22 protein-coding genes are annotated in these 25,639 nt (G+C 70.3%); 14 read left to right on the top strand and 8 right to left on the bottom strand.

From position 1 onward, the window contains the following. The first annotated feature begins 13 nt into the window (after nt 1-13). Nucleotides 14-247: a hypothetical protein gene (locus tag ACIQBL_RS11830; protein WP_401939770.1), complete on the top strand. Its 234-nt coding sequence runs from the start codon at nt 14-16 to the stop codon at nt 245-247. A gap of 15 nt (nt 248-262) precedes the next feature. Here the strand turns inward: ACIQBL_RS11830 and ACIQBL_RS11825 are convergent, their stop codons facing one another. Further along, nucleotides 263-1,069 carry an SDR family oxidoreductase gene (locus ACIQBL_RS11825; RefSeq protein ID WP_401939767.1) on the bottom strand — a complete coding sequence of 269 codons (807 nt, stop codon included), beginning with the start codon at nt 1,067-1,069 and terminating at the stop codon, nt 263-265. A 25-nt stretch (nt 1,070-1,094) separates the two neighbouring features. Continuing rightward, complete coding sequence (locus tag ACIQBL_RS11820) at nt 1,095-1,670, bottom strand: HD domain-containing protein (protein ID WP_401939764.1); 576 nt, start codon at nt 1,668-1,670, stop codon at nt 1,095-1,097. Nucleotides 1,671-2,150: 480 nt separating this feature from the next. Between ACIQBL_RS11820 and ACIQBL_RS11815 the strand changes: the two genes are divergently transcribed. Both ACIQBL_RS11815 and ACIQBL_RS11810 read left to right on the top strand, forming a co-directional pair. Continuing rightward, nucleotides 2,151-2,324, top strand: coding sequence for a hypothetical protein (locus tag ACIQBL_RS11815; RefSeq protein WP_019068289.1), 174 nt, complete (start codon nt 2,151-2,153; stop codon nt 2,322-2,324). Nucleotides 2,325-2,379: 55 nt separating this feature from the next. Continuing rightward, a complete protein-coding gene (locus tag ACIQBL_RS11810; RefSeq protein ID WP_401939762.1) occupies nt 2,380-2,862 on the top strand; it encodes a GNAT family N-acetyltransferase in 483 nt (160 codons plus the stop codon). Between the two features lie 26 nt (nt 2,863-2,888). Here the strand turns inward: ACIQBL_RS11810 and ACIQBL_RS11805 are convergent, their stop codons facing one another. Then, nucleotides 2,889-4,232, bottom strand: a complete 1,344-nt coding sequence (locus ACIQBL_RS11805) for an amidase (protein WP_401939759.1) — start codon at nt 4,230-4,232, stop codon at nt 2,889-2,891. A 249-nt stretch (nt 4,233-4,481) separates the two neighbouring features. On the opposite strand from ACIQBL_RS11805, the gene ACIQBL_RS11800 reads away from it, so the two are divergent. The 3 genes from ACIQBL_RS11800 to ACIQBL_RS11790 are packed head-to-tail and all read left to right on the top strand — an operon-like array spanning nt 4,482 to nt 10,248. After that, nucleotides 4,482-6,836, top strand: a complete 2,355-nt coding sequence (locus tag ACIQBL_RS11800) for an alpha-L-fucosidase (RefSeq protein ID WP_401939757.1) — start codon at nt 4,482-4,484, stop codon at nt 6,834-6,836. Then, a complete protein-coding gene (locus ACIQBL_RS11795) occupies nt 6,829-8,682 on the top strand; it encodes a family 20 glycosylhydrolase (RefSeq protein WP_401939756.1) in 1,854 nt (617 codons plus the stop codon). The genes ACIQBL_RS11800 and ACIQBL_RS11795 overlap by 8 nt, the downstream gene beginning before the upstream one ends. 18 nt (nt 8,683-8,700) lie before the next feature. Beyond that, nucleotides 8,701-10,248, top strand: coding sequence for an alpha-L-fucosidase (locus ACIQBL_RS11790; RefSeq protein WP_401939754.1), 1,548 nt, complete (start codon nt 8,701-8,703; stop codon nt 10,246-10,248). 4 nt (nt 10,249-10,252) lie between these two features. On the opposite strand, the gene ACIQBL_RS11785 is transcribed toward ACIQBL_RS11790, so the two are convergent. Then, on the bottom strand, nt 10,253-11,158 hold the full coding sequence (locus tag ACIQBL_RS11785; protein ID WP_401939752.1) for a helix-turn-helix domain-containing protein: 906 nt from the start codon (nt 11,156-11,158) through the stop codon (nt 10,253-10,255). A 159-nt stretch (nt 11,159-11,317) separates the two neighbouring features. Then, complete coding sequence (locus ACIQBL_RS11780) at nt 11,318-11,569, bottom strand: DUF397 domain-containing protein (RefSeq protein ID WP_043670870.1); 252 nt, start codon at nt 11,567-11,569, stop codon at nt 11,318-11,320. Nucleotides 11,570-11,787: 218 nt separating this feature from the next. Between ACIQBL_RS11780 and ACIQBL_RS11775 the strand changes: the two genes are divergently transcribed. Then, nucleotides 11,788-12,336 (top strand): ATP-binding protein, encoded by a 549-nt coding sequence (locus tag ACIQBL_RS11775; RefSeq protein ID WP_401939749.1) that lies wholly within the window; start codon nt 11,788-11,790, stop codon nt 12,334-12,336. An 86-nt stretch (nt 12,337-12,422) separates the two neighbouring features. On the opposite strand, the gene ACIQBL_RS11770 is transcribed toward ACIQBL_RS11775, so the two are convergent. Both ACIQBL_RS11770 and ACIQBL_RS11765 read right to left on the bottom strand, forming a co-directional pair. Beyond that, the gene (locus ACIQBL_RS11770) at nt 12,423-13,226 is read right to left on the bottom strand and encodes an SAM-dependent methyltransferase (protein ID WP_401939746.1); all 804 of its coding nucleotides are present in this window, start codon (nt 13,224-13,226) and stop codon (nt 12,423-12,425) included. Between the two features lie 70 nt (nt 13,227-13,296). After that, a complete protein-coding gene (locus ACIQBL_RS11765) occupies nt 13,297-14,304 on the bottom strand; it encodes a LacI family DNA-binding transcriptional regulator (RefSeq protein ID WP_401940695.1) in 1,008 nt (335 codons plus the stop codon). Nucleotides 14,305-14,574: 270 nt separating this feature from the next. Between ACIQBL_RS11765 and ACIQBL_RS11760 the strand changes: the two genes are divergently transcribed. From ACIQBL_RS11760 to ACIQBL_RS11730, 7 genes are read left to right on the top strand one after another with little or no spacing between them, the layout of a single operon-like run. Next, nucleotides 14,575-15,867, top strand: coding sequence for an ABC transporter substrate-binding protein (locus tag ACIQBL_RS11760; protein ID WP_401939744.1), 1,293 nt, complete (start codon nt 14,575-14,577; stop codon nt 15,865-15,867). Between the two features lie 6 nt (nt 15,868-15,873). Next, nucleotides 15,874-16,767, top strand: coding sequence for a carbohydrate ABC transporter permease (locus ACIQBL_RS11755; RefSeq protein WP_401939742.1), 894 nt, complete (start codon nt 15,874-15,876; stop codon nt 16,765-16,767). After that, nucleotides 16,764-17,666, top strand: a complete 903-nt coding sequence (locus ACIQBL_RS11750) for a carbohydrate ABC transporter permease (protein ID WP_401939739.1) — start codon at nt 16,764-16,766, stop codon at nt 17,664-17,666. Before ACIQBL_RS11755 ends, ACIQBL_RS11750 begins: the two co-directional genes overlap by 4 nt. A 46-nt stretch (nt 17,667-17,712) precedes the next feature. After that, on the top strand, nt 17,713-18,969 hold the full coding sequence (locus ACIQBL_RS11745; protein WP_401939737.1) for a glycosyl hydrolase: 1,257 nt from the start codon (nt 17,713-17,715) through the stop codon (nt 18,967-18,969). Further along, on the top strand, nt 18,966-20,990 hold the full coding sequence (locus ACIQBL_RS11740) for an endo-beta-N-acetylglucosaminidase (RefSeq protein WP_401939734.1): 2,025 nt from the start codon (nt 18,966-18,968) through the stop codon (nt 20,988-20,990). The genes ACIQBL_RS11745 and ACIQBL_RS11740 overlap by 4 nt, the downstream gene beginning before the upstream one ends. 42 nt (nt 20,991-21,032) lie before the next feature. Then, entirely contained in the window at nt 21,033-24,047 is a 3,015-nt protein-coding gene (locus ACIQBL_RS11735) for an alpha-mannosidase (protein WP_401939731.1), read from the top strand. Between the two features lie 47 nt (nt 24,048-24,094). After that, a complete protein-coding gene (locus tag ACIQBL_RS11730) occupies nt 24,095-24,565 on the top strand; it encodes a DUF4231 domain-containing protein (protein WP_401939728.1) in 471 nt (156 codons plus the stop codon). 207 nt (nt 24,566-24,772) lie between these two features. On the opposite strand, the gene ACIQBL_RS11725 is transcribed toward ACIQBL_RS11730, so the two are convergent. Continuing rightward, nucleotides 24,773-25,501, bottom strand: coding sequence for a FadR/GntR family transcriptional regulator (locus tag ACIQBL_RS11725; protein WP_401939725.1), 729 nt, complete (start codon nt 25,499-25,501; stop codon nt 24,773-24,775). Nucleotides 25,502-25,639 lie beyond the last annotated feature (138 nt).

Raw genomic sequence — 25,639 nt, 5'->3', positions numbered from 1 at the left:
GCGAGGAGTTCCCATGGCCAGTGCACACGGCATCGATCCGAGGGCCTTCAACGACCCGCGCAACCACTACCCGACCGACGCGGAGTTCTACGCGAGCGACCGCCCGGCCCACCCCGTCCTGCCGGAGGACCGCCCGCGCGGCGGCGGGCCCACGACCGCGGTGAAGCACCGCGGGACCTGGGCCACGGTCGCGCTCGTCGCCGGCATCGTCCTGCTGATCCTCGTGGGGATCGCCCTGTTCCCGTGATCCCGTCGGGGACCGCTACGGGTGGGGCGGCGCGGCCGACCTCAACCGGTCGTGGACGGCGTACCCGCCCGACGTGTACGCCGCTCTCACCCGTGTCCCGCCGTCCACGAGCAGATCCGCCCCGGTGATCCACTCGGCCCGGTCGGAGGCCAGCCACAGCACGGCCCGAGCGATGTCGGCCGGTTCCCCGATCCGGCCGAGCGGCAGCCCGGCGGCGACCTCCGCCTCGCCGGGCTCCCACACGAACCGTGCCATGTCGGTGCGGACGAGACCGGGGGAGACGGAGTTGACCCGCACCCTCGGCGCGAGTTCGCCCGCGAGCTGCCGCGTGAGGTGGAGAAGCGCCGCCTTGCTGGTGGAGTACGCCCCCACGTTCGGCCCGACATGCCCGGCGCCCTCCGTGCACACGTTGACCACCGCGCCGCCGTGCTCCCGCATCCACGCCCGCCACACGCACTGTGTCAACCGCAGCGGCGCCTCGACGTTCACGGTGAACGCCGTCCGCCAGGCGTCCGGATCGGCGTCCATCAGCGGGCCGTACGGCTGGTTCGTCGCCGCGTTGTTGACGACCACGTCGATCCGCCCGAACGCGCGCAGCGCCAACTCGGACAGCTCGCGCAGGTGTTCCGGGTCGGCGACGTCCCCGGCCAGGCCGACACCGCCCAACTCGTCGGCGGTGCGCGCCACTTCGTCGGCGTTCCGCGCGCTCACGCACACCAGCGCCCCGGCCCCGGCGAACGCCTCGGCGACCGCGCGCCCGATCCCGCGCGTGCCCCCGGTGACCAGAGCGGCCCGACCCAGTAGACCGTACGACGACGTCATCGCCGTACCGTCTCATGACGGACCGTCAGTCGACAGCCCCCAGGCGGGAGTTGGGCAGCCGGGAGTTCCGGGCGGCGACGATGCCCAGCACCGTGCGCCAGTCCTCCAGGACGCCGGCGTCGAGGCCGACGACCTTGCCCGCGTCGTCGGCCTGGCGCAGGGTGACCGCGTCGTCGGCGAGCGGATCGCGCTCGAAGGCGGCGGCCTCCGCGCGGGACATCGGGCCGCCCTGCGCCCGCAGGGTCAGCGTGCTCCGGGTGGACAGGTCGCGACCCGGGGAGGCGGCGGCGAGATAGCGCTTCGCGGGGACGTGCAGGCGGACGAGGTGGGCGACGCGCTCGCCGAGCAGGGCCTGGACCGCGTCCGCCGCGTGGTCCGCGTGCCCGGCGTCGTCGCCCGGTTGCAGGAGATGCCCGATGTCGTGGACCAGGCCGGCCACCTGGAGTTCCTTGTCGGCGGGGCGACCTCGGCGCAGCAGTGCGGCTGTCTGCAGCGCGTGATCGTGCAGATCGACCGGATCACCGCTCCGGTCGGGGGTGTCCCAGGCGCCCCGACAGGCGTACAGCAGATCCATCAGCTCCTCGACGCTGCGCAACTCCATGCGTCAGTCCTCCCGCGAGACAGCCCGTGCGGAACGCCAGGAGATCATGTGGAGCTTTCGACTCGGCCAACGGGACCTGAACTGCGCGACGCCTTCAGTGACGTAGGTCATGTCCTCGCTCGCGCGTCCGCGGACGCAGGCCGTGCGGGTGGCCGTTGAACAGCGCATCATGTGACAAACCGGTTCAGGTCGTGGCCGAAGAACACGGGGAGACTTGCAATGGTTACCCCATGTTTTCAGCCCCATCGAGCGGCGGCCCGCTCATTTGGTTAACCTGAGGCGGACGGACAGCGACAAGGGGTCCCACCCACACCCATGGTCCGTCCCGGGACAAGCCGGTCACACCGGCCTGCTCTCACACGAGTAACCGGCGCCACCGCGTCCGAACTGCCTTCAACCCACACCCGAGCGGGCCTCAGGTACCGGACCGGAGAACGGCCGGTATGCCCCGAGGGTGACCCGACACATAAGGAGTGCGCGGTGACACCGGAGAAGACGAATCGCGAGCAACGCCCCAAGGAACCCACGGAGCGTGCGGGCCACCGGTCCGACGAGCTCGGCAGCCTGGCCGTGTGGGCCCGGTCCGCCCCCATCCGCCTCGCGGGCTACGAGGACGACCTCGCCGAGCCCCACATCCTGCCCAGCGTGGACTGACCCCGACGGGACCCGTCGCGATCGCCGACAGCGTGGGCGTGCGAAAATCGCGCCCATGCTGATCAGAGAAGCCGCGGTCGGCGACTGGCCGCGGATCTGGCCTTTCTGGCACCGGATCGTCGCCGCCGGCGACACCTACACCTGGGCCCGGGACACCTCCGAAGAGGCGGCCCGGGTCCTGTGGACGTCCCCACCCAAGCGCGTGTACGTCGCCGAGGACGAGACCGGGACGATCGTCGGCTCGGCCTTCGTCACCCCGAACTACGGCGGCCCCGCCGACCGCATCGCCAACGCCGGCTTCATGGTCGACCTCGACCACGGCGGGCGCGGTATCGGCCGCGCCCTCGCCGGACACATCCTCACCGCCGCCCGCGACCAGGGCTTCCGGGGCATGGTCTTCAACGCGGTCGTCGAGACCAACCCCGCCGTCAAGCTCTGGCTCTCCCTCGGCTTCACGGTCCTGGGCACCGTGCCGGACGCGTTCGACCATCCCCGGGACGGGCGGGTCGGCCTGCACATCATGTACCGCGCTCTCTAGGAGCGCCTTCTCTCCAGAGGCACCCTCTAGTCGAGCGGTGCCGCCCGCTGCCAGGGCCGCAGCTTCTCCAGCTCCTCCGCCAGCTCCAGCAGCGCCGCCTCCGACCCCGGCCGTCCCACCAGTTGTACGGCGCAGGGCGCGCCGGAGGGCAGGGTGCCGAACGGGACCGACATCGCGGGCCAGCCGGTGAGGTTCCACGGGGGTGTCATCGGCGAGTAGTTCGTGTTGGCCAGCACATTGCGCAGCCAGCCCCGCTCGTGCCACGGCCCGGCCTTGGGGGAGCGGCGGGCCAGTGCCGGCGTCAGCAGGATGTCGTACTCGGCGAAGAAGGGCGCGAGGCGTTCCCGCAGCCGCTCCCGGCTCTTGCCGGTGCGGACGCTCTTGACGAACCTGCGCCCGATGGCCGCGTGCACCCGCGTCCGCCGAGCGAGCTTCCGCGGGTCGAGCCCGGTCACGTCCACCGAGGTGCCGGCCGTCCAGTGCGCCAGCGAGGTGTTGCTCAGGGACAGCGGATACGGCGGATCGGCGCGGTGCACCGCGTGACCGGCCCCGGCCAGCAGCCCGGCCGCCTCCCGGGCCGCGGTCGTATACGGCTTGCTGACGGCGACTCCGGCGAGTGGGCTGCGGACGGAGACGGCGACCTTGCGGGAGGCGGGCTCGTCGGGTCGTACGACCTCGGTGTCCGCGAGGACCGAGAACATCAGCCGGGCGTCCTCGACGGTCGTCGCGAGGGGGCCGTTCTCGGACATCCCGAACCAGTCGCCGTCGGCGATGCCGGCCGGGACGACCCCGAAGCCCGGTTTGATCGTGACCAGACCGCAGTTCGCCGCCGGGATGCGCAGCGAGCCCATGCCGTCGTTGCCGAGGGCGATCGGCACCATGCCGGCGGCGACCGCGGCGGCGCTGCCGCCCGAGGAGCCTCCTGCGGTACGGGTGGTGTCCCACGGGTTGCGGCTGGTGCCGTGGACACCCTCGGTGGTGGCGAAGACGCACAGCTCGGGCACGTTCGTCAGCCCCACGACCACCGCGCCCGCCGCCCGCAGCCTGGCCACGGTGACATGGTCGTGGTCGGCGGGGGTGTCCGGGGTCGCGTCGGTGCCGATCCGGTTGCGCTCGCCCGTCACGGCGAGGTTGTCCTTCACGGCCACCGGCACGCCCGCCAGGGGCAGTTCGGCGAGATCGGCCCGCGCGGCCACCTCGTCGGCCTCCGCGAGCGCCGCCTCCGCCCGCACCACCCGGAACGCCCCGACCCGCCCGTCGAGCCGCTCGATCCGGGCGAGATGCTCGGCCACCACCTCGCGCGGGGTCACCCGCTTCTCGCGTACGGCGGCGGAAATCTCGGCGGCGGTACGGCCGACCCAGCTGGTCACGGGCGTGCTCCTTCGTTCTACTCGCGGGTACGTAGGGAGAACTGTGCCCCGGCCGGAGCGGCGCGTCGAGAGGTGACGGGTCTTGGACATTCGGAGGCGTCTTCTTGGACTTTTCACGAGCCGTTTCCGAGTAGGTCCCCTTGACTTGCTGGTGATCCGATCAATGGCTCAACTCGCCTACTACCACGCCCCATTGACAGTCCCAAAGGGCAGCTCAATTATCAGACATCCGATGATTGGGAGCCGCTCATGGGCACATATCCAAGACGTCAGGTACTCGGCGCGACGGCGGGCGCAGCCGCCTCGGCCACCCTTCCGCTCGCCCTTCCGCTCGTCCCGGCGACGGACGCGCGGGCCGCCGAACCCGCCGCCACCGGGTCCGGGCCGTGGGTCCCCGTCCCCGACCCGGTCCCCGTCCCGCTCGACGGCCTCTACGACAACGACGGCATCGACACCGCCGCCGCGCGTGGCGGTGACTTCGACGGCTCCGGCTACACCTTCCCGGGCGAGGAACTCCCCACCGGCCGCGTCGAGGTCGACGGCATCCCCTTCCTCTTCCCCTCCTCGGCCGCGGGCGCCAAGAACAACGTCGTCGCGATGGGCCAACGCGTCGAACTGCCCCAGGGTCGCTACCTGTCGGCCGCCTTCCTCACCTCGGGCAGCTACGGCGACGCGTCCGGCACCGCCACCGTCCACTACGCCGACGGCTCCACCACCACCGCCGGCCTCGGCGGCGCCGACTGGTACGCGGCCGGCGGCTCGCTCTCCGCTCCGTACCGCTACCGGCCGGACGGCACCAAGGACGAGCACAGCGTCGGCATCGGCACCTCGGAGGTGTGGCTCGACCCGCGGCGCGAGGCCGTCGCCCTCACGCTCCCGGTCACCAACCCGGCCGAGGCGGGCCGGACGTCCCTGCACGTCTTCGCCCTCTCCCTCCAACCCGCCGCCCAGGGAAGGGCGTTGGCCCTGCGCGACGCCCACTCCACCCACTCGCTGCTGGAGTCGTCCGGCGCGCAGAGCGTCGAGGCGACCGTCGTGAACGCCGGTACGGTAGCGATCCTCGCGGGCGACGGAGTGTCCGTGCGCGTCGACGCCGAGGGTGCCCGTACGGTCGAGCCCGCCCGCGTCCGGCGACTCGACCCCGGTGAGCAGGCCCGCGTCCGCGTCGGCATCCGCAGCGGTGCCACGCCCGGCACCGTGCGGGACGGCACGGTGACCGTGACCGGGCGCGGCTCCCAAGTGGCCGTCTCCCGAGAGCAGTTGACCCTGGGCGTCGCCGACTACCAGCCCACCGGGACCTCGTTGGCCGGTCACCAGGCGCCGTACTGGTTCCAGGGCGCCAAGTTCGGCATCTTCATCCACTGGGGTGTCTACTCGGTACCCGCCTGGGCGCCGGTCGGCCGACAGTACGCCGAGTGGTACTGGGACCAGATGCAGGACCCGAACAACCCCACATACGCCTACCACCGGGACACCTACGGCGAGGACTTCGCGTACGACGACTTCATCCCGCGCTTCACCGCCGAGAAGTTCGATCCGCGGGCCTGGGTGGAACTGTTCCGGGACGCGGGCGCCCAGTACCACGTGCTCACCTCGAAGCACCACGAAGGCTTCGCGCTGTGGGACACCAAGGTCTCCGACCGCAACGCCGTGAAGAGGGGCCCGAAGAGAGACCTGGTCAAGGAACTCTTCGACGCCTCACGCCGCTACACGCCCGAACTCCACCGCGGGCTCTACTTCTCGATGCCGGAGTGGTTCAACCCCGACAACCCGTGGATGGGCCACGCCCCGCGCAATCCGTACACCCTTCAGCCGCTGCCGTACACCGGATACACCGCGGGCAAGGACTATGTGACGGAGTATCAGGCCCCGCAGATGCTGGAACTCGTCCACGGCTACGACCCCGAACTCATCTGGTGCGACATCGGCGGCGCCAACGACAGCCTCCAGGTGCTGGCCGAGTACTTCAACCACGCCAAGAACCGCCGCCGTCCGATCGACGTGACCGTCAACGACCGTTCGGGGATCGCCTTCCACGACTTCACCACGCCCGAGTACACGACGTACGAGAACACGGTCGTCGCCAAGTGGGAGTCCAGCCGCGGGCTCGACCCGTTCAGCTACGGCTACAACCGGGCGACCCCCGACGACGGCTACATGACGGCCGAGGAGGTCGTGCGCAACCTCGTCGACATCGTGTCGAAGAACGGCAACTTCCTTCTCGACATCGGCCCTCGGGCCGACGGCACGATCCCCGAGATCATGCAGACCCGGCTGCGCGAGACGGGCAGTTGGCTGCGCGTCAACGGCGAGGCGATCTACGACACGACGTACTGGTCGCGGATGGCGCAGCTCGGCGACGACCTGAGGTTCACGGTCCGCCCGGACGAGGCCTTCTACATTCATTCGCTGGCCGAACCGGGCGCGAAGCTCACCGTCGAGGCGCCGGTGCCGGTACGCGTCGGCGACAAGGTGACACTGCTCGGCCACGACCGGCCCCTGACCTGGACCGTGACGGACGGAGCACTGGTGATCGACGTACCCCTGACGGCCCGGAAGTCGGGCCGATACGTGTGGGTCTTCAAGGTGGAGTGGCATGGCTGAGCACAAGAAGAGACGGTTCCGGCTGGTCGGACTCGCGGCGGTGTGCGCACTGCTCGCGGCTCCCGCGGTGCCGGCGGTCGCGGTCCAGCAGGAGCGGGCGGTGCCGGTGACCGTACCCGCGCTGTCCAACTGGACTCCCGCAGCCGGGAGTTACGACTTCGGCGGCGGGACCCGGCTGGTGGCGGACAGCGAGAGCGAGCGCAGGGTCGCCGACACCCTCGCCGACGACCTGAAGGCGTCCGGTCACGGAAGGGTGCCCGTCGTTCGAGGCGCCGCGCGGCCCGGGGACATCGTGATCGACATCCGGCCGGCGAACAGCTCGTTGGGCGCGGAAGGCTATGAACTCCAGTCAGGCACACGGCTGTTGCTGACCGGTGCGACCGAGACCGGAGCCTTCTACGGCACCCGGACCCTCCTCCAACTGCTCGCCCAGGGCGACCGCGTCCCGGCCGGTCGGACCGTCGACGTACCGCGCTACAAGGAGCGCGGGGTCGGCGTCTGCGCCTGCTACATCCACATCTCGCTGCCCTGGCTGGAGAACCTGGTGCGCGAGATGGCGTACCACAAGCTCAACCAACTGCTCCTCGAACTCAAGGTGAAGAGCGACGCACACCCCGAGGCCAATACCTGGGGCTACTACACCAAGGACGAGATGCGCCGCCTCGTCGCCCTCGGCGACAAATACCACGTCGAGATCATCCCCGAGATCAACTCCCCGGGGCACATGGACCCGTGGATAGAGAACCGCCCGGACCTGCAACTGACCGACAGCGACGGGAACAAGCAGCCCGCCCGCCTCGACGTCACCCAGCAGGCCGCGTTCGACTACTACACCAGCCTGATGGACGAGTACGCGCAGGTCTTCACCGCGACGTCCTGGCACATGGGCGCCGACGAGTACATGCTCGGCTCCGACTACTCCAAGTACCCGCAGATGCTGCGCTACGCCCAGGAGAAGTACGGCGCGAACGCCACCCCGCAGGACGCCTACATCGACTTCATCAACCGCGTCCAGGCCTACGCCGCGAGCAAGGGCAAGAAGCTGCGCATCTGGAACGACGGGCTCACCGGCGCCAACACCGTGCCGGTCGCGCCGGGCACGACCGTCGAGCACTGGCTGAACGTGCAGGAGAAACCGAGCCGACTCATCGCCCAGGGCTACCCGTTGATGAACGCGGCCTACTCCCTCTACCTGGTGCGCGGCGGGTTCCACAGCGACACCGAGTCGCTGTACGACCAGAGCTGGGACCCGCGCGGCTTCGAGGGCGAGAAGCTCACCTCCAGTACCGGCATCACCGGCGCGAAGATCAGCCTCTGGCCCGACAACGGGCGCGGCGAGACCGAGAACGAGGTCGCCACCGACACCGGGCCCGCGCTGCGCCACCTCGCCCAGGCGACCTGGGGCGACCCGCATCCCGACGCCACCTACGCCGAATTCACCGCGCGGGGCACGGCAGTCGGCCATGCGCCCGGATGGCGGGACCTGACACGGGTGCCGGTGGCGGACGGGACGTACACCTTCCGGACATCGGGTGCCGCCTTCGCCGCCACGGTGCTGCGCACGGCGGACGGCTACGCGACCGTGCGGACCGCGGACGGCTGCCTGGAGGTGCGGGGCGGCAGGCTCACCCTCAACGTGCCGCTCCAGCCCGGAATCGCGGCCACCCCGCAGCCCTGCGATGCCGCGAACACCATGCAGCGCTGGGAGTTGGCGCCTTCGGCGGGCGGCTACCGGCTCGTGAACGCGATCACGCAGATGGCGCTGAGCGTCGCGGACGACGGCCGGCTCGTGCAGTTCCCGCCGGACCAACACCGGTCCGCCGTCTGGCACTTGACTGCCAACTGACCCGAGGAGTCCCACCCCATGGCCCTCTCCCGACGGCTCTTCGTCCTCTCGGCCACCGCACTCGCCGCGACCGCGACCGCCACGGCACCCGCCCTCGCGGCGCCCTCGACCCCGTCCGATTCCCGCTCCCGTATCCCCGTCGGCCCCGACGACACCGAGGCCGAACTGGTCCGCAAGGCTTCCCAAGTCCGGCCCACCGCACGGCAGGTGGCCTGGCAGAAGCTGGAGCGGACGGCGTTCCTGCATTTCGGCGTGAACACCTTCACCGGCCTGGAGTGGGGGACCGGCGACGAGGACCCGAACGTGTTCCAGCCGGCCGGTCTCGACACCGACCAGTGGGCCCGCGCCCTGCGCGACGGCGGTTTCAAGCTGGCCATCCTCACCGTCAAGCACCACGACGGCTTCGTCCTCTACCCGTCGCGCTACACCAACCACACGGTGGCGTACAGCAGTTGGCGTGCGGGGGAGGGCGACGTACTGCGCTCCTTCGCCGACTCCATGCGGCGGTACGGCCTCAAGGTCGGCGTCTATCTCTCGCCCGCCGACGAGAACCAGTACCTCCACGGCGTCTACGCCAACGGCAGCGCCCGCACCACGCGGACCGTCCCCACGCTCGTCGACGGCGACGACCGCACGCCGGACGCCTTCTACGCGCTGGACGCCACCGACTACGGCGCCCACATGCTCAACACCCTCTACGAAGTGCTGACCGAGTACGGCCCGGTCGACGAGGTCTGGTTCGACGGCGCCCAGGGCCGCATCCCGCCGGGCAAGGTCGAGGACTACGACTGGGACAGCTGGTACACGCTGGTGAGATCCCTCGCTCCGGACGCGGCGATCGCCGTGACGGGCCCGGACGTGCGGTGGGTCGGCAACGAGGGCGGCACCGCGCGGGAGGACGAGTGGAGCGTCCTGCCGGTCAAGGAGGAGCAGTACGGCCGCACGGACTGGGCGCTGTCGTACGACACCCCCGACGAGGGCAGCCGCAGCGCGCTCGTCTCGGCGCACCCGAACACCGACTACCTGCAGTGGTGGCCCGCCGAGTGCGATGTGTCGATCCACGACGGCTGGTTCTACCACCCGGACCAAGTCCCCAAGAGCGTCGAGGAGTTGATCGACATCTACTTCGGCTCGGTCGGCCGCAACGCGGTCCTGCTGCTCAACGTGCCACCGGACACCGACGGGTTGCTGGCCGCCCCGGACGTGGCACGCCTGTGCGAGTTCCGCGAGCGTGTGGACCGGGAGCTGCCCGAGGACCTGGCGCGCGGAGCCCGGACGACCGTCTCGCCGGGGCGGGTCACCGTCGACCTCGGCACGGAACGGGAGGTGGACCGCGTCCGGTTGGCGGAGGACACCGGGCGGTACGGCCAGCAGGTCGAGGGGTTCGTCGTGGAGGCGTACGTGGACGGGGCCTGGACGGAGGTCACCCGGGCCGGAACGATCGGCGCGAGCCGTATCCTGCTGCTGCCCGCGCCCGTACGTGCCCGGCGGTGGCGGGTCCGTGTGACGGCGGCCCGGGACACCGTGCGCGTCGCGGAGTTCGGGCTGTACCGGTCGCGGGTCTGAGGGCTCACATGTCCTTGAGGAGCTTCTCCAGGAAGGCCACCGACTCGGGGCCCGGTGAGGCGACCAGGCTCAGCCGGTCCATGACCGCGAGATAGCGGTCGACCTCGTCGGGCTTGTCCAAGTAGAGGGCGCTGGTGAGCTGTTCGAGATAGACGATGTCCGGCAGGTCCGGCACCGGGAAGCGCAGCACGGTGATCGGACCGCCGGCGGCCGCGTGGCCACCCACGTGGAACGGCAGCACCTGGAGCGTGACGTTGGGCAGGGCGGACACCTCGATGAGGTGCCGCAGCTGCTCGCGCATCACGTCCGCCCCGCCGAGCGGCCGGCGCAGCGCCGCCTCGTCCACCACGACCCACAACCTCGGCGCACCGGGCCGGGTGAGCAACTCCTGGCGCGTCATGCGGAGTTCGACGCGACGCTGGATCGAGTCGGGGGTGTCGATGGGGCGCCCGAGCCGGATGACGGCCTCGGCGTACGCGGCGGTCTGCAACAGGCCGGGAATGAACTGGACTTCATACGTGCGGATGAGGGAGGTCGCCTCCTCCAGCCCCAGGTGCTGCTCGAACCAGGTCGGGAAGGCGTCGCCGTACGCGCGCCACCAGCCGGGTTCGTTGGCGCGGCGGACGGAGTCGAGGAAGTCCTGGCGCGCTTCCGGTTCGTGGAGGCCGTACAGCGTCAACAGGTCGGCGACATCGCGCTCCTTGAAGCCGACGCGGCCCAACTCCATGCGGCAGAGCTTGGCGTCCGAGGCGCGTATCGCCGAAGCGGCCGTGTCGCGCGTGATGTTGAGGGACTCCCGCAGCCGACGCAGACGCGTGCCCAGCATGATGCGCTGGACGGTCGGGCCACCGCGCTGAAGGCTCAGTACGTCCGAACCCGAGGGCGCGTATTCCGGTTGAGCTGCAGTCATGTTCATCCCCTCGGCGGTCGCGCCGATACCGTCCGCAAGATTTCGGGACTCAAAAGAGGATCGTAGCACCGAGGTTCCGGATAACTGCGGGGAGTGAAGGCGCCGGAAGGCGCCGGCCTGTGTCCGGCGCCTTCCGGCCATCCGCGGGTTTGCCCGACCTCAGCGACCGGGGAGTAGGCCGTCGAAGTCGCCGTCCTTCACACCGCGGACGAACGCGGAGATCTCGGCGCTGGTGTAGACGAGTGCCGGACCTTCGGGATGGCGCGAGTTGCGTACGGCGATGTGACCGTCGGAGAGCGCGGCCAACTCGACGCAGTTTCCCTCGGGGTTGCTGTGGTGGCTCTTGCGCCACTGCGCGCCGCTCAGCAGGGTCGCCGCCATGCCGTTCTCGTGCTGGTTCTGAGGCCTCATCGCTCCCCCGTGAAGATCGAATGCAATTGCAGCTTCAATTGCACCCATTGGTGATGTGGAGGACGATAGCCCTCGGGAGGGACCGCTCGCAAGATCGTCTGCAATTGCAGCGGTAATTGCCGATGCACTTGCGTTCGCAGGGTCAGTCGGAGGACGATGTTCCGGACAGGTGTAGTACGCGCAGGTGTTCTCTCTTCCCAGGGGTCTCAGGGGTCGCGATGTCCGCAGAGCAAGACGTACGGCCGGTCGACGCCCTGCGCATCGAGGGGACTTGGGAGTGGCTGTGCCGGGCCGTCGACGAGGTGGGCAGACCCGGGCCGGGGCAGAGCGTCACGCTTGTCCCGGCCGTCGGGGACGGGTACGACCCCGCTCTCTGTTCCGTCCTGGTCGTGCCGCCGATGCCCCAATCGGCCCATGTGGCACGGGACTTCACCCGGGCCGCGTTGGCCGACCGGGCCGGGGGCGAACTCGTCGACGACATGGCGGTCACCGTGTCGGAACTGGTGAGCAACGCGCTGCGCTACGGCCGGGCGCCCAACTCCCCGGTGGAGCCGCAGCCTTCACTGTGGCTCGCGGTGTGGGACCGGCTGCCGTACGCGGTGTGCGCGGTCACCGACGACAGCGACCGCATACCCGTGGAGGGGTGCCCCGACGAGTTCGCGGAGTCCGGGCGCGGTCTCCAGGTGGTCTCCGCGCTCAGCGACTCATGGGGCTGGAACCTGCGGGCGGGCGGCGGGAAGACGGTCTGGGCGCTCTTCCGCCTCTGATTCCAGGACATACGAGGCGGCTCTGATCCAGGACATACGAAAAGAGGGGCACCGGCAACGCCGGTGCCCCTCTTCGGTGTTGGTGCTCAGGCCTTGCGGCCGATCCCGCAGATCGCGTCCACGTCGGACGGGTCACGGCCCACGTCGACCGGCTCCGGGTGCCACTGCGAGGTGGGGACGATGCCGGGCTCGATGACCTCCAGGCCGTCGAAGAAGGCCGCGATCCGCTCGGGGCTACGCAGGTGGTACGAGCTGGCGGAGTTGGCGTTGTACACCGAAATCGCCTGGTTCAGCGCCGCGTTGGTGTCGGTGCCGTCGCTCAGGGCGAGATAGCTGCCCGGCGGCAGGGCGTCCAGGAAGCGGCCGATGACCGACTCGGGCTCGTCCGAGTCCGGGATCTGGCCCAGGATGCCCAGCATCGTCAGCGCGATCGGCTTGGTGAAGTCCAGGGTCTGGGCCGCGACTTCGAGGATCCGCTCCGGGTCGCGCACATCGGCTTCGAGATAGGCGCAGGCGCCCTCCGGCGTGCTGGTGAGCAACGCCTGCGCGTGCACCAGCACCAGCGGGTCGTTGTCGACGTAGACGATCCGGCTCTCGGGCGCGATGCGCTGCGCGACCTCGTGCGTGTTGTCGACGGTGGGCAGGCCGGTCCCGACGTCGAGGAACTGGCGTATGCCCGCGTCCTCGGCGAGATAGCGCACGGCCCTTACCAGGAAGCGGCGTTGGAGGCGGGCGAGGAGGGCGATGTCCGGGAACATCTGGACGATCATTTCGCCGGCTTCGCGGTCCGCGGCGTAGTTGTCCTTGCCGCCCAGGAGGAAGTTCCACACACGGGCGGAGTGCGGCCGGTCGAGCTGGAGCCGGTCGGCCAGCGGGTCTTCGGAGGTCATGGGCAAAGCCTCACACGAAGTACCCGGCGGTGTCCGGCGATTCGGCCGCGAACCGGGAGACACAGCACTTTCACCCCCGTGCCGGTCCCGTGCTGTCCCGCTCGATCAGCCGCGGCACCGGCACCCGCACCGTGCGCGCCGGTCCGCCGTCCAGCAGGGCGGTCAACTCCCGTGCCGCCGTACGGCCGAACTCCACACTGTCCCGGGACAGCGCCGACAGCCACGGCCGGACCATGCGGCACAGCGCCGAGTCCTCCCAGGCGACCACCGACACCTCCGCCGGTACGGAGTACCCGAGTTCGGCCGCGGCGGCCACCCCGGCGACGGCCATCACGTCGTTGTCGTAGATCAACGCCGTTGGGGGAGCCGCGACGTCGAGGACCCGGCGGGTGACGGCGGCGCCCGCCGCGTCCGAGTAGTCGGTGGTCACCGAGCGCACCTCGGTCAGCCCGCGGCGCGCGGCCTCGGCGCGCAGGGCGCGGATACGGCGCTCGGTGTGCGCGAGGCCCGGCAGGCCCGCGATGTGCGCGATCCGCCGGTGTCCGCGCGCGTACAACTCGTCCACCACGGACGCCATCGCGCCCGCGTCGTCCGCCCACACCGTCGACAGGCCGGGGTGACGTTCGTCCGGCGCGCCGCCGATCACCACGGCGGGCAGGCCCAGTTCGTCGAGGAGGTCGGGCCGCGGGTCGTCGGTGCGCGGATCGGCCACCAGGACGCCGTCGACCCGGTGTTCGGCCCACCAGCGCCGGTACACCGCGCACTCGTCGTCGACGTCCTCGGCCATCTGGAAGAGCAGCCCGAGATGGCGCTCGGCGAGCACCTCCTGGATGCCCGACACGAGTTGGAGGAAGAACGAGTCCACACCGAGGGTGTCCGCGGGCCGGGCGAGGACGAAACCGACCGTCGCCGCGCCCTCCCCGGACAGCGCCCGCGCCGCCGTACTGGGCCGCCAGCCCAGCTGTTCCGCGACCCGGCGCACCCGGTCGCGGGTGATCTCGGAGACGCCGGGACGGCCGTTGAGCGCGAAGGAGACCGCGCTCTCGGACACGCCGGCGCGCTGCGCGATGTCCTTCATCGTCGGCCGACGCGCGGGCGACCGCTTGCCTGACAAGCCCGTTCTCCATTCCACCGGCACCGCGCACTAATGCGCTTGAGCCAGCACACCCTAAAGCGCATTAGTGATCGACCGCAAGAATGCCAACACACCTCGCTGATCAGGGATGTTGGCCGGATCCGGCCAACTAATGAATTTAGCTGAGCAGAATCCATTGACTCGCCCGCCGGAGAGCGTGCAAGGTCTGCCCCGGCACGATTGGCCACCCCCACCGCAAAGGAGCCACACTCCGTGCGCATCTCCCGCAGAGTCTTCGCCGCCGCTGCCGCCGCCGTAGTCCTCATGCCGCTGAGCGCCTGCGGCTCCGGGGGAGCCGACGGCGGATCGACCGACGCCTCGGGCAAGGTCGAGGGCGACATCACCTTCCAGACCTGGAACCTCCGCGCCAACTTCAAGCCGTACTTCGAGGGCGTGGTCGCCGGCTTCGAGGAGAAGTACCCCGGCACCCATGTGAAGTGGATCGACCAGCCCGCCGAGGGCTACGCCGACAAGATCAGCGCGGACGCCGCCGGCGGCACCCTGCCCGACGTCGTCAACGTCTCCCCGGACCTGGTCGCCCCGCTCGCCAAGGCGGGTCTCGCCCTCGACCTCGACAAGGCGGCGGCCAAGTACAAGAGCGAGTACCTGGCCGGTGCCTGGGCCAGCCACCGGATACCGGGCATGACCGGCACCTACGCCTTCCCCTGGTACCTCAACACCGGCCCCCTCTTCTACAACAAGTCCCTCTTCGAGCAGGCCGGACTCGACCCCGACCAGCCGCCGACGACGTACGACGAACTCTTCGCCCAGGCACTCCAGTTGGCGCGGAAGACGAACGGCAGGGTCGCCACCCTCGCCAACGTCCCCACCGTCGAGGACTTCGGCCGCTACGGCGTCGAGCTCATGAACAAGGCGGGCACCGCCTTCGCCTTCAACGACACCAAGGGCATCGAACTCCTCACCAAGTACAAGGAGTTGTACGACGCGAAGGCCCTCGACCCGCAGGCGCTCACCGCCACCCCCGAGTCGTCCGGCAAGAAGTTCCTCACCGGAGCCGTCGCCATGAACCCCGGCAGCGCCCTGGACCTCGACAACTTCAAGAAACAGGCGCCCACCCTGTACAAGAACATCGGCATCACCGACCAGATCACCAGCACCGGCCACGTCAACATGTACGTGATGGGCGTGATGGTCAACTCCAAGACCAAGCACACCGCCGCCTCCGTGGCCTTCGCGCACTACGTCACCGACGCCCAGCAGCAGATGTCGTTCGCGAAGAAGGTCGCCATCTTCCCGAGCACCGCCGGCTCCCTCGGCGACCCGTACTTCACCAAGGAGGACGGCACCGACGAGACCCGGGTGCGGATCGCCGCCGCCAAGTCCCTGAAGAACGCGGTCAATTACACGCCGGTACTGTTCAGCGAGCAGATGAAGACCGCGTTGCGCAACGAGGTCGCCAAGGCGTTGCAGGGCAAGGAGAGCCCCGAGACGGCCGTTGACAACGCTGTCAAGCAGTGCAACACACTCCTCCAGCAGCAGGGGTAGTCCGCCATGGCCCTCTCCACCGCCTCCCGGGTGCGGCGCCAACTGCCCACCAGCCCCTGGCTGTTCGCCGCCCCCGGACTGCTGATCACCGGCGTCTTCATCCTCTACCCGTTCGGCTCCACGCTGGCCAACGCCCTCACCGACCGGCGCACGCTGCTCCCCGGCCACTTCGTCGGCCTCGCCAACTTCCGCGAGCTGTGGCACGACGACATGTTCTGGACCGGCCTGCGCAACAGCACCCTGTACATCGTCGGGGTGGTCCCCGCACTCGTCGTACTCCCTTTGCTGCTGGCCCTGTTGGTCCAGAAGAACATCCCCGGCATCACCTTCTTCCGGTCCGCGTTCTACACACCGGTCGTCGCCTCGATCGTGGTCGTCGGACTCATCTGGGTGTGGCTGCTCGACGAACGCGGCCTGGTCAACTCGCTGTTGGAGACGATCGGCGTCGGCCGGATCGGCTTCCTCAGCGACCAGTGGCTGCTGCTCATGAGCGCCATGGCCGTCACGGTGTGGAAGGGCCTCGGCTACTACATGATCATTTATCTGGCCGCGCTCGCCAGTGTGCCCCGCGAACTGCACGAGGCCGCCTCGGTCGACGGCGCGGGCGCGGTCCGCCGCTTCTGCACGGTCACCGTGCCCGCCGTCCGCTCCACCATGGTGCTGGTGGGGGCGCTGTCCTCGGTCGCCGCCTTCAAGGTGTTCTCCGAGGTCTATCTGATGGCGGGCCCTAGCGGCGGCCCGGCCGGCGAGGACACCACCCTCGTGATGCTCGTGCAGCGTACGGGTACGGGTCTGACCGGGCGCGTCGGTTACGCCTCCGCCCTCTCGGTGGTCGTCTTCGTCGTCACGGTCGCCCTGATGCTGCTGGTCCTGCGGGCCGATCGGAGGGAGGACGCTTGAGCGTCATCCAGCGCGCAAGGCCCTTGGAGAAGGCCCCTGTTCGTGAACCCCGCGTCACCGACGGGCACGGCCGTCGCATCCGCGTCCAGGAACTCGCCCTGCGCTACACGCTGTTGCTCGCCGTCCTCGCCATCACCGTCGGCCCCTTCCTCTGGCAGCTCTCCACCTCGCTCAAGGGCCCGACCGAGGACATCTACAGCTCACCGCCGACCTTCCTGCCCGAACACCCCACCCTGCACAACTACAAGCGGGTCGCCGACACCATCCCGGTGTGGGACTACGCCCTCAACTCGCTGAAGGTCGCCTCCGCCAACGTCGTGACGAACTGCGTCGGTTCGGCACTCGCCGGGTACGCGCTGGCCCGGCTGCGCTACCGGGGCCGCCGCGTGGCCACCCTCGTCTTCATCCTGGCGATGCTCGTGCCGGTGGAGGGCATCATCATCGCCCAGTTCACCACCATGCGGGAGCTGGGCCTCAACAACACCCTGATCGGCGTGGTCCTCCCGGGCTGCATCGGCGCGATGAACGTCCTGCTGATGCGCAACGCCTTCCTCAACCTGCCCTACGAGATCGAGGAAGCGGCCTACGTCGACGGCGCCGACGTCTGGCAGCGGTTCCTGCGGATCGCGCTGCCGTCCGTGAAGGGCACCGTCGCCGTCGTCGCGATCTTCGCCTTCATGGGCGCCTGGGACGACTTCCTGTGGCCGCTCATCGTGCTCAGCGACCCGTCCAAGTTCACGCTGACCATCGGCCTCAACTACTTGCACGGCACCTTCGCCAACGACGAACGCCTGGTGGCCGCCGGCACGGTCATCGCCGTGGCACCACTGATCGCCCTCTTCGTCTGCCTCCAGCGGTACTTCTTCCGGGGCGTGGGCGAAGGCGCCGTCAAGGGCTGATCCAGGGGCGAACTCCCCACGTACGCACTACAGAACCAGGATCCCGATGTCTTCTGCCGTGCGCTTCGGCGTCAACTACACGCCCAGCCAAGGGTGGTTCCACCACTGGCTCGACTTCGACCTCGACTCCGTACGCGCCGATCTCGACTCGATCGCCGAACTGGGCCTCGACCACGTCCGGGTGTTCCCGCTGTGGCCGTACTTCCAGCCCAACCGGACCCTGATCCGCCCGAAGGCCGTGGAGCAGCTGGTCCAGCTCGTCGACGCGGCCGGTGAGCGCGGGCTCGATGTCAACGTGGACGGTCTGCAAGGGCACTTGAGCAGTTTCGACTACCTGCCGGCGTGGACCAGGACCTGGCACCGGCGCAACCTCTTCACCGACCCGGACGTCCTCGACGGCCAGACCGCCTACCTGCGCACGCTCGCCACCGCCCTCGCCGACCGCCCGAACTTCATCGGGATGACCCTCGGCAACGAGGTCAACCAGTTCTCGGCGGGCCCGCATCCGGACCCCGACCGGGCGACCGAGGAGCAGATCGACGCCTGGCTGGCGCGGATGCTCGCCGCCTGCGCGGAGGGCGCGCCCGGCAAGCCGCATCTGCACGCCGAGTACGACGCGACCTGGTACCAGGACGACATGCCGTTCACCCCGGCCCAGGCCGCCCGCCAAGGCGCGATGACGGCCGTGCACTCCTGGATCTTCAACGGCACCGCGCAACGCCACGGCCGTACTTCGGTCCCCGCCGAACACCACGCCGCGTACCTGATCGAGCTGAGCAAGGCCTGGGCCGACGCACCCCGTCGGCCTGTCTGGCTCCAGGAGGTCGGCGCGCCCCAGCCCCTCGTACCGGCCGAGCACGCGGCGGCCTTCGCCGAGGCGACCGTCGCCAACGCCCTTGACTGCCCCGGCCTTTGGGGCATCACCTGGTGGTGCTCGCACGACGTGTCCCGCGAACTCGCCGACTTCCCCGAACTCGAATACGGGCTGGGCCTGTTGACCAACGACCGGCAACCCAAGGACATCGCGCTGGTGCTGGCCGAGGCGGCCCGCGAGCCCGCGTACACGCCCGCCACCCGCACCACGGCGCTCGTCGTGCCCGCCGAACCGGCGGTCCGGTCCGTCTGCGGTCCCGGCGGGCCGGTGTTCGACGCCTACTTCCGACTCGTCGCGGACGGCGCCCGCCCGGCGACCGTCCTCGACGTGCGCGCGGACGACAAGGAACACCTCGCCGCGCGCGGCATCACCGAAGTCGTCACTCCCGACCAGGTACTCCCCACCCCACAAGGAGACGCCAGCTCGTGAACCCGAGACGCCCCACCAGACGGACCGTCCTCCTCGCCGGCGCGGCAGCGACCCTGCTGCCCCAACTGCCCACGCCCGCCTTCGCCGCGCAGCAGGCCGCCGCCAACACCGGTCAGCCGTACGCCAGTTACTGGTACCCGGACTCCCTGCCCTCCGGCACCCCGGGCACCGGCATCACCTGGAACAGCCTGAAGACCTGGACCGCAGCCTCGGACACGGACCTCGCCTTCAACGCCGCCGCCGTCCCCCTGGCCGCACGCTTCACCCCGACCCCCGCGAACACCACCGCCCGTTCCGGCCAGGCCCGTATCCAGTCCCTGGTCTCCTTCGGACCGACGTCGAGCAACCCCTCCCAGGGCGCGGCCACCGCCGACTACTACGCGCTCACCCACTGGTCGTACCTCGACGAACTGGTCTTCTGGGGCGGTTCGTCGGGCGAGGGCATCATCCTCGCCCCCAACGCGCCCATCGTCGACGCCGCCCACCGGCACGGCGTACCCGTCCTCGGCAACATCTTCCTGCCGCCCGTCGCCTACGGCGGACAACTCCAGTGGACCCGCGACCTGGTCCAGAAGGACTCCGCCGGGCACTACCCGCTCGCCGCCCAACTCGTCGCGGTCGCCGCCGCGTACGGCTTCGACGGATGGTTCGTCAACGCCGAGACCAGCGGCGGGAACACCGCGCTCGGCACGGACATGCGGGGCTTCGTGAGCGAGTTGAAGTCCCTCGCCGCCGCGCAGGGGCAGCGCGTGACCTGGTACGACGCGATGACCGTGAACGGGACGGTCAGCTGGCAGGGCGCGCTGAACTCCTCGAACCAGGCGTTCTTCCAGGCCGCGAACGACATGTTCGTCGACTTCCGGTGGAGCACGAGCACGCTGGCGGCGTCCGGGACGAAGGCGGACGGACTGGGGCGCAGCCGCTACGAGTTGTGGGCGGGTGTCGACGTCGAGTCCAACGGGTCGAGTACGTCCGTGAGTTGGGACGCGATGGTGCCGACGACCAAGGCGCACATCACGTCCATCGGCTTCTACCGGCCCGAGTGGACCCGCAACCACCTGCCCGCGAGCCGCACCCCGGGCGACTTCCACGCGGCCGACGACCGGTTCTGGACCGGGCGTTCGCTCGACCCGTCGACGCCGGACAGCACCGACACCTGGCGGGCGCCGGCGGTGTCGGTCGCGGACCGGTCGACGGTGGGCGGCACGCTGCCGTTCGCGAGCGTCTTCAACACCGGGCACGGGCTGCGCTGGTACGAGGACGGGGCGGTCACCTCGGATACGGCCTGGAACCACCTGGGGCTCCAGGACCGGTTGCCGTCCCGGCGGTGGGCGGTGCGGACGGCGGGGCAACGGCCCACGGTGACCTTCGACTTCGCGGACGCGTGGCGCGGCGGCAGCAGTGTGCTGGTCGCCGGCGCACTGGACGCGCCGACGACCCTGGATCTGTACGCCACCCAGCTGCCTGTCACCGATGACACGGTGGTCGACCTGACCTTCCGCACCGACACGGGCAGCGCGACCGTCGAACTCGCCGTCGCCACCGCCGAACCGAGCACGGCCGGAGCGACACCGCCGTACACCTGTCTGCCCGTGAACCCGGGCGACGGCTGGCAGACGGTGACCGTGCCGCTCACCGGGCTCTCCGGCACGTTGCACGCCATCGGTGTCAGGCTCACCGCTACCGCGGGGCCGGTGAACTGGCGGCTCGGCGGACTCGCCGTACGCGATGCCGACGCGTCCCCGGCTCCGGCCGCTCCCACCAACTTCCTTGTCAGCGCGGCCACCGGCGGAAACCTGCGCTTCGCCTGGGGCGCCGCGCCCGGCGCCGTGCGGCACTACACCCTCCACCGCCTTCTGCCCGACGGCACCCGGCGCTTCCTCGGCGGGACCTGCCAGCGCGCCTTCTACGTCGGCGGGCTGACGGCCGAACAGGGCGAGCAGCAGGCGTGGTTCGAACTGCGCGCCACAGGGGAGCTCTACACGGCGTCGGCCCCCGTGACCGTCTCGTACACCTGGTGACACCCCTGCCCCCACCCGCAACCGAGCCACGGAGCACCCCACATGCATGACGACCGCAGCCTGGTCGAAGCCCGCCTCAAGCGTGTCCTCGAAGAGCGCATCCGTCCCGCCGTGTACCCCGAGTCCGTGCCCCTGGAGGTGGCCGTCTGGCACGCTCCCGGTGAGCCGGTGCCCGTCGCCGAGGGGCTCGCCGCCACGCCCGAACCGATCGAGGTGGGTGCCCGGTGGGGTGCTCCTTGGGGGACCAGTTGGTTCCGTGTCACCGGAACCGTCCCTCAGGCGTGGGCCGGGAAGACCGTCGAGGCACTGCTCGACCTCGGCTTCGACGAGAACATGCCCGGCTTCCAGTGCGAGGGCCTCGTCTACCGGCCCGACGGCACCCCCGTGAAGGGCCTCAACCCGCGCAACCAGTGGGTCCGCATCGGCGCGCCCGTCGCCGGCGGCGAGGAGGTGATGCTGTACGTCGAGGCCGCGTCCAACCCCGTCATTCTCGACTACCACCCCTTCCTGCCCACGCGGTTGGGCGACAAGGAGACCGCCGGCAGCGAGCCCCAGTACACGCTCACCCGGATGGATCTCGCCGTCCTCGACGAGAACGTCTGGCAGCTCGTCCTCGATCTGGAGGTCCTCGGCGAGCTGATGGCCGAGCTGCCGGTGGACTCGGCGCGCCGCTGGGACCTGTTGCGGGCCATCGAGAAGGCGCTGGACGCCGTGGACCTCCAGGATGTCAACGGCACGGCGGAGCACGCCCGTTCACAGCTGACGGCGGTCCTGTCCACGCCCGCGGTCCTCTCCGCGCACCGCATCAGCGCCATCGGGCACGCGCACATCGACTCCGCGTGGCTGTGGCCGCTGCGGGAGACCGTCCGCAAGGTGGCCCGCACGACCTCCAACATGACCGCGCTGCTGGAGGACGAGCCCGACTTCGTCTTCGCCATGTCGCAGGCCCAGCAGTGGGCCTGGGTGAAGGAGCACCGGCCCGAGGTGTGGGCGCGGGTCAAGAAGGCGGTGGCGGACGGGCGGTTCGTGCCGGCCGGCGGTATGTGGGTGGAGTCCGACACCAACATGCCGGGCTCGGAGGCGATGGCCCGTCAGTTCGTGTACGGGAAGCGGTTCTTCCTCGACGAGTTCGGCATCGAGAATGAGGAGGCGTGGCTGCCCGACACCTTCGGCTTCGCCGCCGGACTCCCGCAGATCATCAAGGCGGCGGGCTCCAAGTGGCTGCTGACCCAGAAGATCTCCTGGTCGCAGACGAACAAGTTCCCGCACCACACCTTCCGTTGGGAGGGCATCGACGGCACCCGGATCTTCACCCACTTCCCGCCCGTCGACACCTACAACTGCTCCATGCAGGGCCGCGAAATCGCCCACGCGGCCCGCAACTTCAAGGACAAGGGAGTCGCCCGCCACTCCCTCGCGCCCACCGGCTGGGGCGACGGAGGCGGCGGCACCACGCGCGAGATGGTCGCCAAGGCGGCCCGCCTGCGCGACCTCGAAGGCTCGGCGACCGTGGCCTGGGAGACCCCGAAGGAGTTCTTCGAGAAGGCCGAGGCCGAGTACCCCGAACCCCCGGTCTGGGTAGGCGAGTTGTACCTCGAACTCCACCGCGCCACCCTCACCAGCCAGGCCAGGACCAAGCAGGGCAACCGCCGCAGCGAACACCTCCTGCGCGAGGCGGAGCTGTGGGCGGCCGCGGCAGCGGTACGGACCGGATTCCCTTACCCGTACGAGGACGTGGACCGGATCTGGAAGACGGTCCTGCTGCACCAGTTCCACGACATCCTGCCCGGCTCGTCCATCGCCTGGGTGCACCGGGAGGCGCGGAGGACGTACGAGGGTCTGGCCGCCGAACTGAACGCCATCATCGACGCGGCCCAGCGCGCGCTGGCGGGGGAGGGGGCGCGGGAGTTGGTGTTCAACTCGGCGCCCCACACCCGCGACGGCGTGCCCGCGGGCGGCGCGCGGACCCCGGCGGTCCAGGGCGAGACAGCACTGACGTCACGGGTCGGCGGCGGACACGTACTGGAGAACGGCCTGCTCCGGGTCGAGATCGATCAGAACGGGCTCGTCGTCTCCGCCTACGACATCGAGGCCGACCGCGAGACGATCGCCCCCGGCCGATCCGCGAACCTGCTCCAACTCCACCCGGATTTCCTGAACATGTGGGACGCCTGGGACGTCGACGAGTTCTACCGCAACACGGTCACGGACCTCACGGACGCGGAGGAGGTCGTGGTCGAGGGGAACGCGGTGCGGATCGTACGGTCCTTCGGCGCTTCCCGGGTCACCCAACTGCTGTCCCTCGCCCCCGGGGAGCGGCGGCTGCTCATCGACACCGAGGTCGACTGGCACGAGACGGAGAAGTTCCTCAAACTCGCCTTCCCGCTCGACGTGCACGCCGAACGGTACGCGTCCGAGACCCAGTTCGGGCACTTCCACCGCCCCACGCACACCAACACCTCTTGGGAAGCGGCCAAGTTCGAGGCCTGCAACCACCGCTTCGTCCACCTGGAGGAACCCGGCTGGGGCGTCGCCGTCGTCAACGACTCGACGTACGGCCACGACGTGACCCGTACGGTCCGCACCGACGGCGACGCCGGTACGACCACCACGGTCCGCGTCTCCCTCCTCCGCGCCCCGCGCTTCCCGGACCCCGAGACCGACCAGGGCGTCCACCGCTTCCGGCACGCGCTGGTGCCGGGCGCGGCCATCGGCGACGCGGTGCGCGAGGGCTGGCGGATCAACCTGCCGGAACGGCGGGTCACGGGTGGGCAGGAGGTCGCCCCGCTGGTGAGCGTGGACCGGGACGCGGTCGTCGTCACCGCGGTGAAGCTGGCGGACGACGGGAGCGGGGACGTCGTGGTCCGGTTCCACGAGGCGTACGGGGGACGGGCACGGGCGACGCTGACGCTGGGTTTCCCCTTCGACTCCGTGGAGGTCACCGACCTGCTGGAGCGTCCGTCGGCCGACGCCGAGGAGGTGACCCGTGAGGGCGAGCAACTCACCCTGCGGCTGCGCCCGTTCGAGCTGGTGACGCTGCGGTTCCGACGCGCCTGACCCGGTACGGCTTTCGCCGGCGGCCCTGATCGCCCGATGATGTGGCGATGAGACGAAGAACGGCCGCCGCTCAGGCGTGGGCCTCGCAACCGGATCCGCTACTGGGGCTCGCCCGGCAGGAGTTGGAGTTCTACGCGGGGGCGTGCGACAGGGCGAGGTGGTTGCACTACACGACGGAACTCGGCGCTCTCGCCGCCACGTCCGCGACGGTCGTGGCGGCGGGCCTGCACGCGCCCGCCTGGCTCACCGCACTGATCGCGGGCGGCGCCGTCTTCTTCACCGGCATGCGCCAGCTCTTCAGCCCGGGTTCGCGCTGGGTCCTGGCCGCGCAGGCGAGGGAGGGCCTGCGGCGGGCGATCGACCGCTACCTGCTGCTCCCGCAGGCCGAGCGCGACGCGGACGCGCGGGCCGCCCTGCACCGGGCGATCGACGAGGTGGGCACCAGCGAACTGCGGGGATGGGCGGAGGTCCAGGGGCAGAGGGGGGAACCGCCGTTGCCTGCCTCCGGCGGCGCCTGAGTGTCGGGGTCGGGCCGGCGTCCGCCGTTGTGCGGTGCCGGTGCCGGTGCCTGGCGGCGGGGAGGGTGCGGATGCCGGCGGTCGTTTGGTGCGGGTGCGTGGGGGCTGATCGCGCTCGCGCGGCGGAGCCGCATATCGATGCAGCCTCGCGCCTGAAGGACCCGGCCCTCGGAGACAGAGCGGCCTGGGCCACCTGAACCCCCGCTTCTAGGGGGCGAGTTGCGCCCGCAGCCACTCCTCGACCTCACCCACGTGCGACGCCGCCGCCGCCCGTGCCGCCTCCGGATCACGTGCCACCAACGCCCGGTGGATCGCGGCGTGTTCGCGGCGGGTGCGGGTGAAGGCGCCCTCCTCCTGGTAGCCGCGCCAGACCCGCGCGCGGAACGTCCTGGACGACAGGCCCTCCAGGATCGCGGCCATCGTCTCGTTGCCGGCGGCGGACGCGATCTCGCGGTGGAAGGCGAGGTCGTGGGCGAGGATCTCCTCGGGGTCGTCGGTGGCGTTCATCGCGGTGAGGTGTTTCTCGACCTCGGCGAGTTGGTCCGGCGTGATGCGCGCCGCCGCCAGTGCCGTCGCCGTCGACTCCAGGATGCGGCGGACCTCCAGCAGCTCCACCAGGCCCGGGCCGCGCGAGAGGTCGGCGACGACACCGAAGGTCTCCAGCAGGTCGCCGGCCTCCAACTGCGTGACGTAGATGCCCGAACCGTGCCGGGCCTCCAGTACGCCCAGCACCGTGAGCGCGCGGATCGCCTCCCGCATCGAGCTGCGGGAGATACCCAGTTGGGCCGCGAGATCGCGCTCGGTCGGCAGGCGCTGGCCCGGCTCCAGGCGGCCCTCGCCGATCAACGCCTTGATCGAGTCGATGGCGCGCTGCGTCACCGTGCCCTTCGGCGCGGCGGCCCCCGGTTCGGTCTCGCTCGGCAGGGTTTCGTCCACGCCACTCCTCCTGTCGTCGGTCCGCGCAGTCTAGTCACGGATGTGGTCCGACCACTACGGCTCGAAACAGGGAAAATTTGGCTCCTGAGGGTGTTGCAGCCCCGAAGTGGTCTGATAAATATTCCGGCAACTGCTCGA

The organism is Streptomyces sp. NPDC088350 (assembly GCF_044753545.1).
Taxonomy (GTDB): Bacteria; Actinomycetota; Actinomycetes; order Streptomycetales; family Streptomycetaceae; genus Streptomyces.
The sequence above is the reverse complement of the archived record's forward strand: the minus strand, read 5'-3'. Positions and strand labels throughout refer to the sequence as shown.

Coding starts and splice junctions, on each gene's coding strand:
- ACIQBL_RS11820 (WP_401939764.1), bottom strand. CDS start 1,670: ATGGAGTTGCGCAGCGTCGAGGAGCTGATGGATCTGCTGTACGCCTGT.
- ACIQBL_RS11795 (WP_401939756.1), top strand. CDS start 6,829: ATGGCTGAGCACAAGAAGAGACGGTTCCGGCTGGTCGGACTCGCGGCG.
- ACIQBL_RS11745 (WP_401939737.1), top strand. CDS start 17,713: ATGTCTTCTGCCGTGCGCTTCGGCGTCAACTACACGCCCAGCCAAGGG.
- ACIQBL_RS11735 (WP_401939731.1), top strand. CDS start 21,033: ATGCATGACGACCGCAGCCTGGTCGAAGCCCGCCTCAAGCGTGTCCTC.
- ACIQBL_RS11780 (WP_043670870.1), bottom strand. CDS start 11,569: ATGAGGCCTCAGAACCAGCACGAGAACGGCATGGCGGCGACCCTGCTG.
- ACIQBL_RS11730 (WP_401939728.1), top strand. CDS start 24,095: ATGAGACGAAGAACGGCCGCCGCTCAGGCGTGGGCCTCGCAACCGGAT.
- ACIQBL_RS11810 (WP_401939762.1), top strand. CDS start 2,380: ATGCTGATCAGAGAAGCCGCGGTCGGCGACTGGCCGCGGATCTGGCCT.
- ACIQBL_RS11775 (WP_401939749.1), top strand. CDS start 11,788: ATGTCCGCAGAGCAAGACGTACGGCCGGTCGACGCCCTGCGCATCGAG.
- ACIQBL_RS11790 (WP_401939754.1), top strand. CDS start 8,701: ATGGCCCTCTCCCGACGGCTCTTCGTCCTCTCGGCCACCGCACTCGCC.
- ACIQBL_RS11825 (WP_401939767.1), bottom strand. CDS start 1,069: ATGACGTCGTCGTACGGTCTACTGGGTCGGGCCGCTCTGGTCACCGGG.
- ACIQBL_RS11830 (WP_401939770.1), top strand. CDS start 14: ATGGCCAGTGCACACGGCATCGATCCGAGGGCCTTCAACGACCCGCGC.
- ACIQBL_RS11770 (WP_401939746.1), bottom strand. CDS start 13,226: ATGACCTCCGAAGACCCGCTGGCCGACCGGCTCCAGCTCGACCGGCCG.
- ACIQBL_RS11800 (WP_401939757.1), top strand. CDS start 4,482: ATGGGCACATATCCAAGACGTCAGGTACTCGGCGCGACGGCGGGCGCA.
- ACIQBL_RS11785 (WP_401939752.1), bottom strand. CDS start 11,158: ATGACTGCAGCTCAACCGGAATACGCGCCCTCGGGTTCGGACGTACTG.
- ACIQBL_RS11755 (WP_401939742.1), top strand. CDS start 15,874: ATGGCCCTCTCCACCGCCTCCCGGGTGCGGCGCCAACTGCCCACCAGC.
- ACIQBL_RS11765 (WP_401940695.1), bottom strand. CDS start 14,304: ATGAAGGACATCGCGCAGCGCGCCGGCGTGTCCGAGAGCGCGGTCTCC.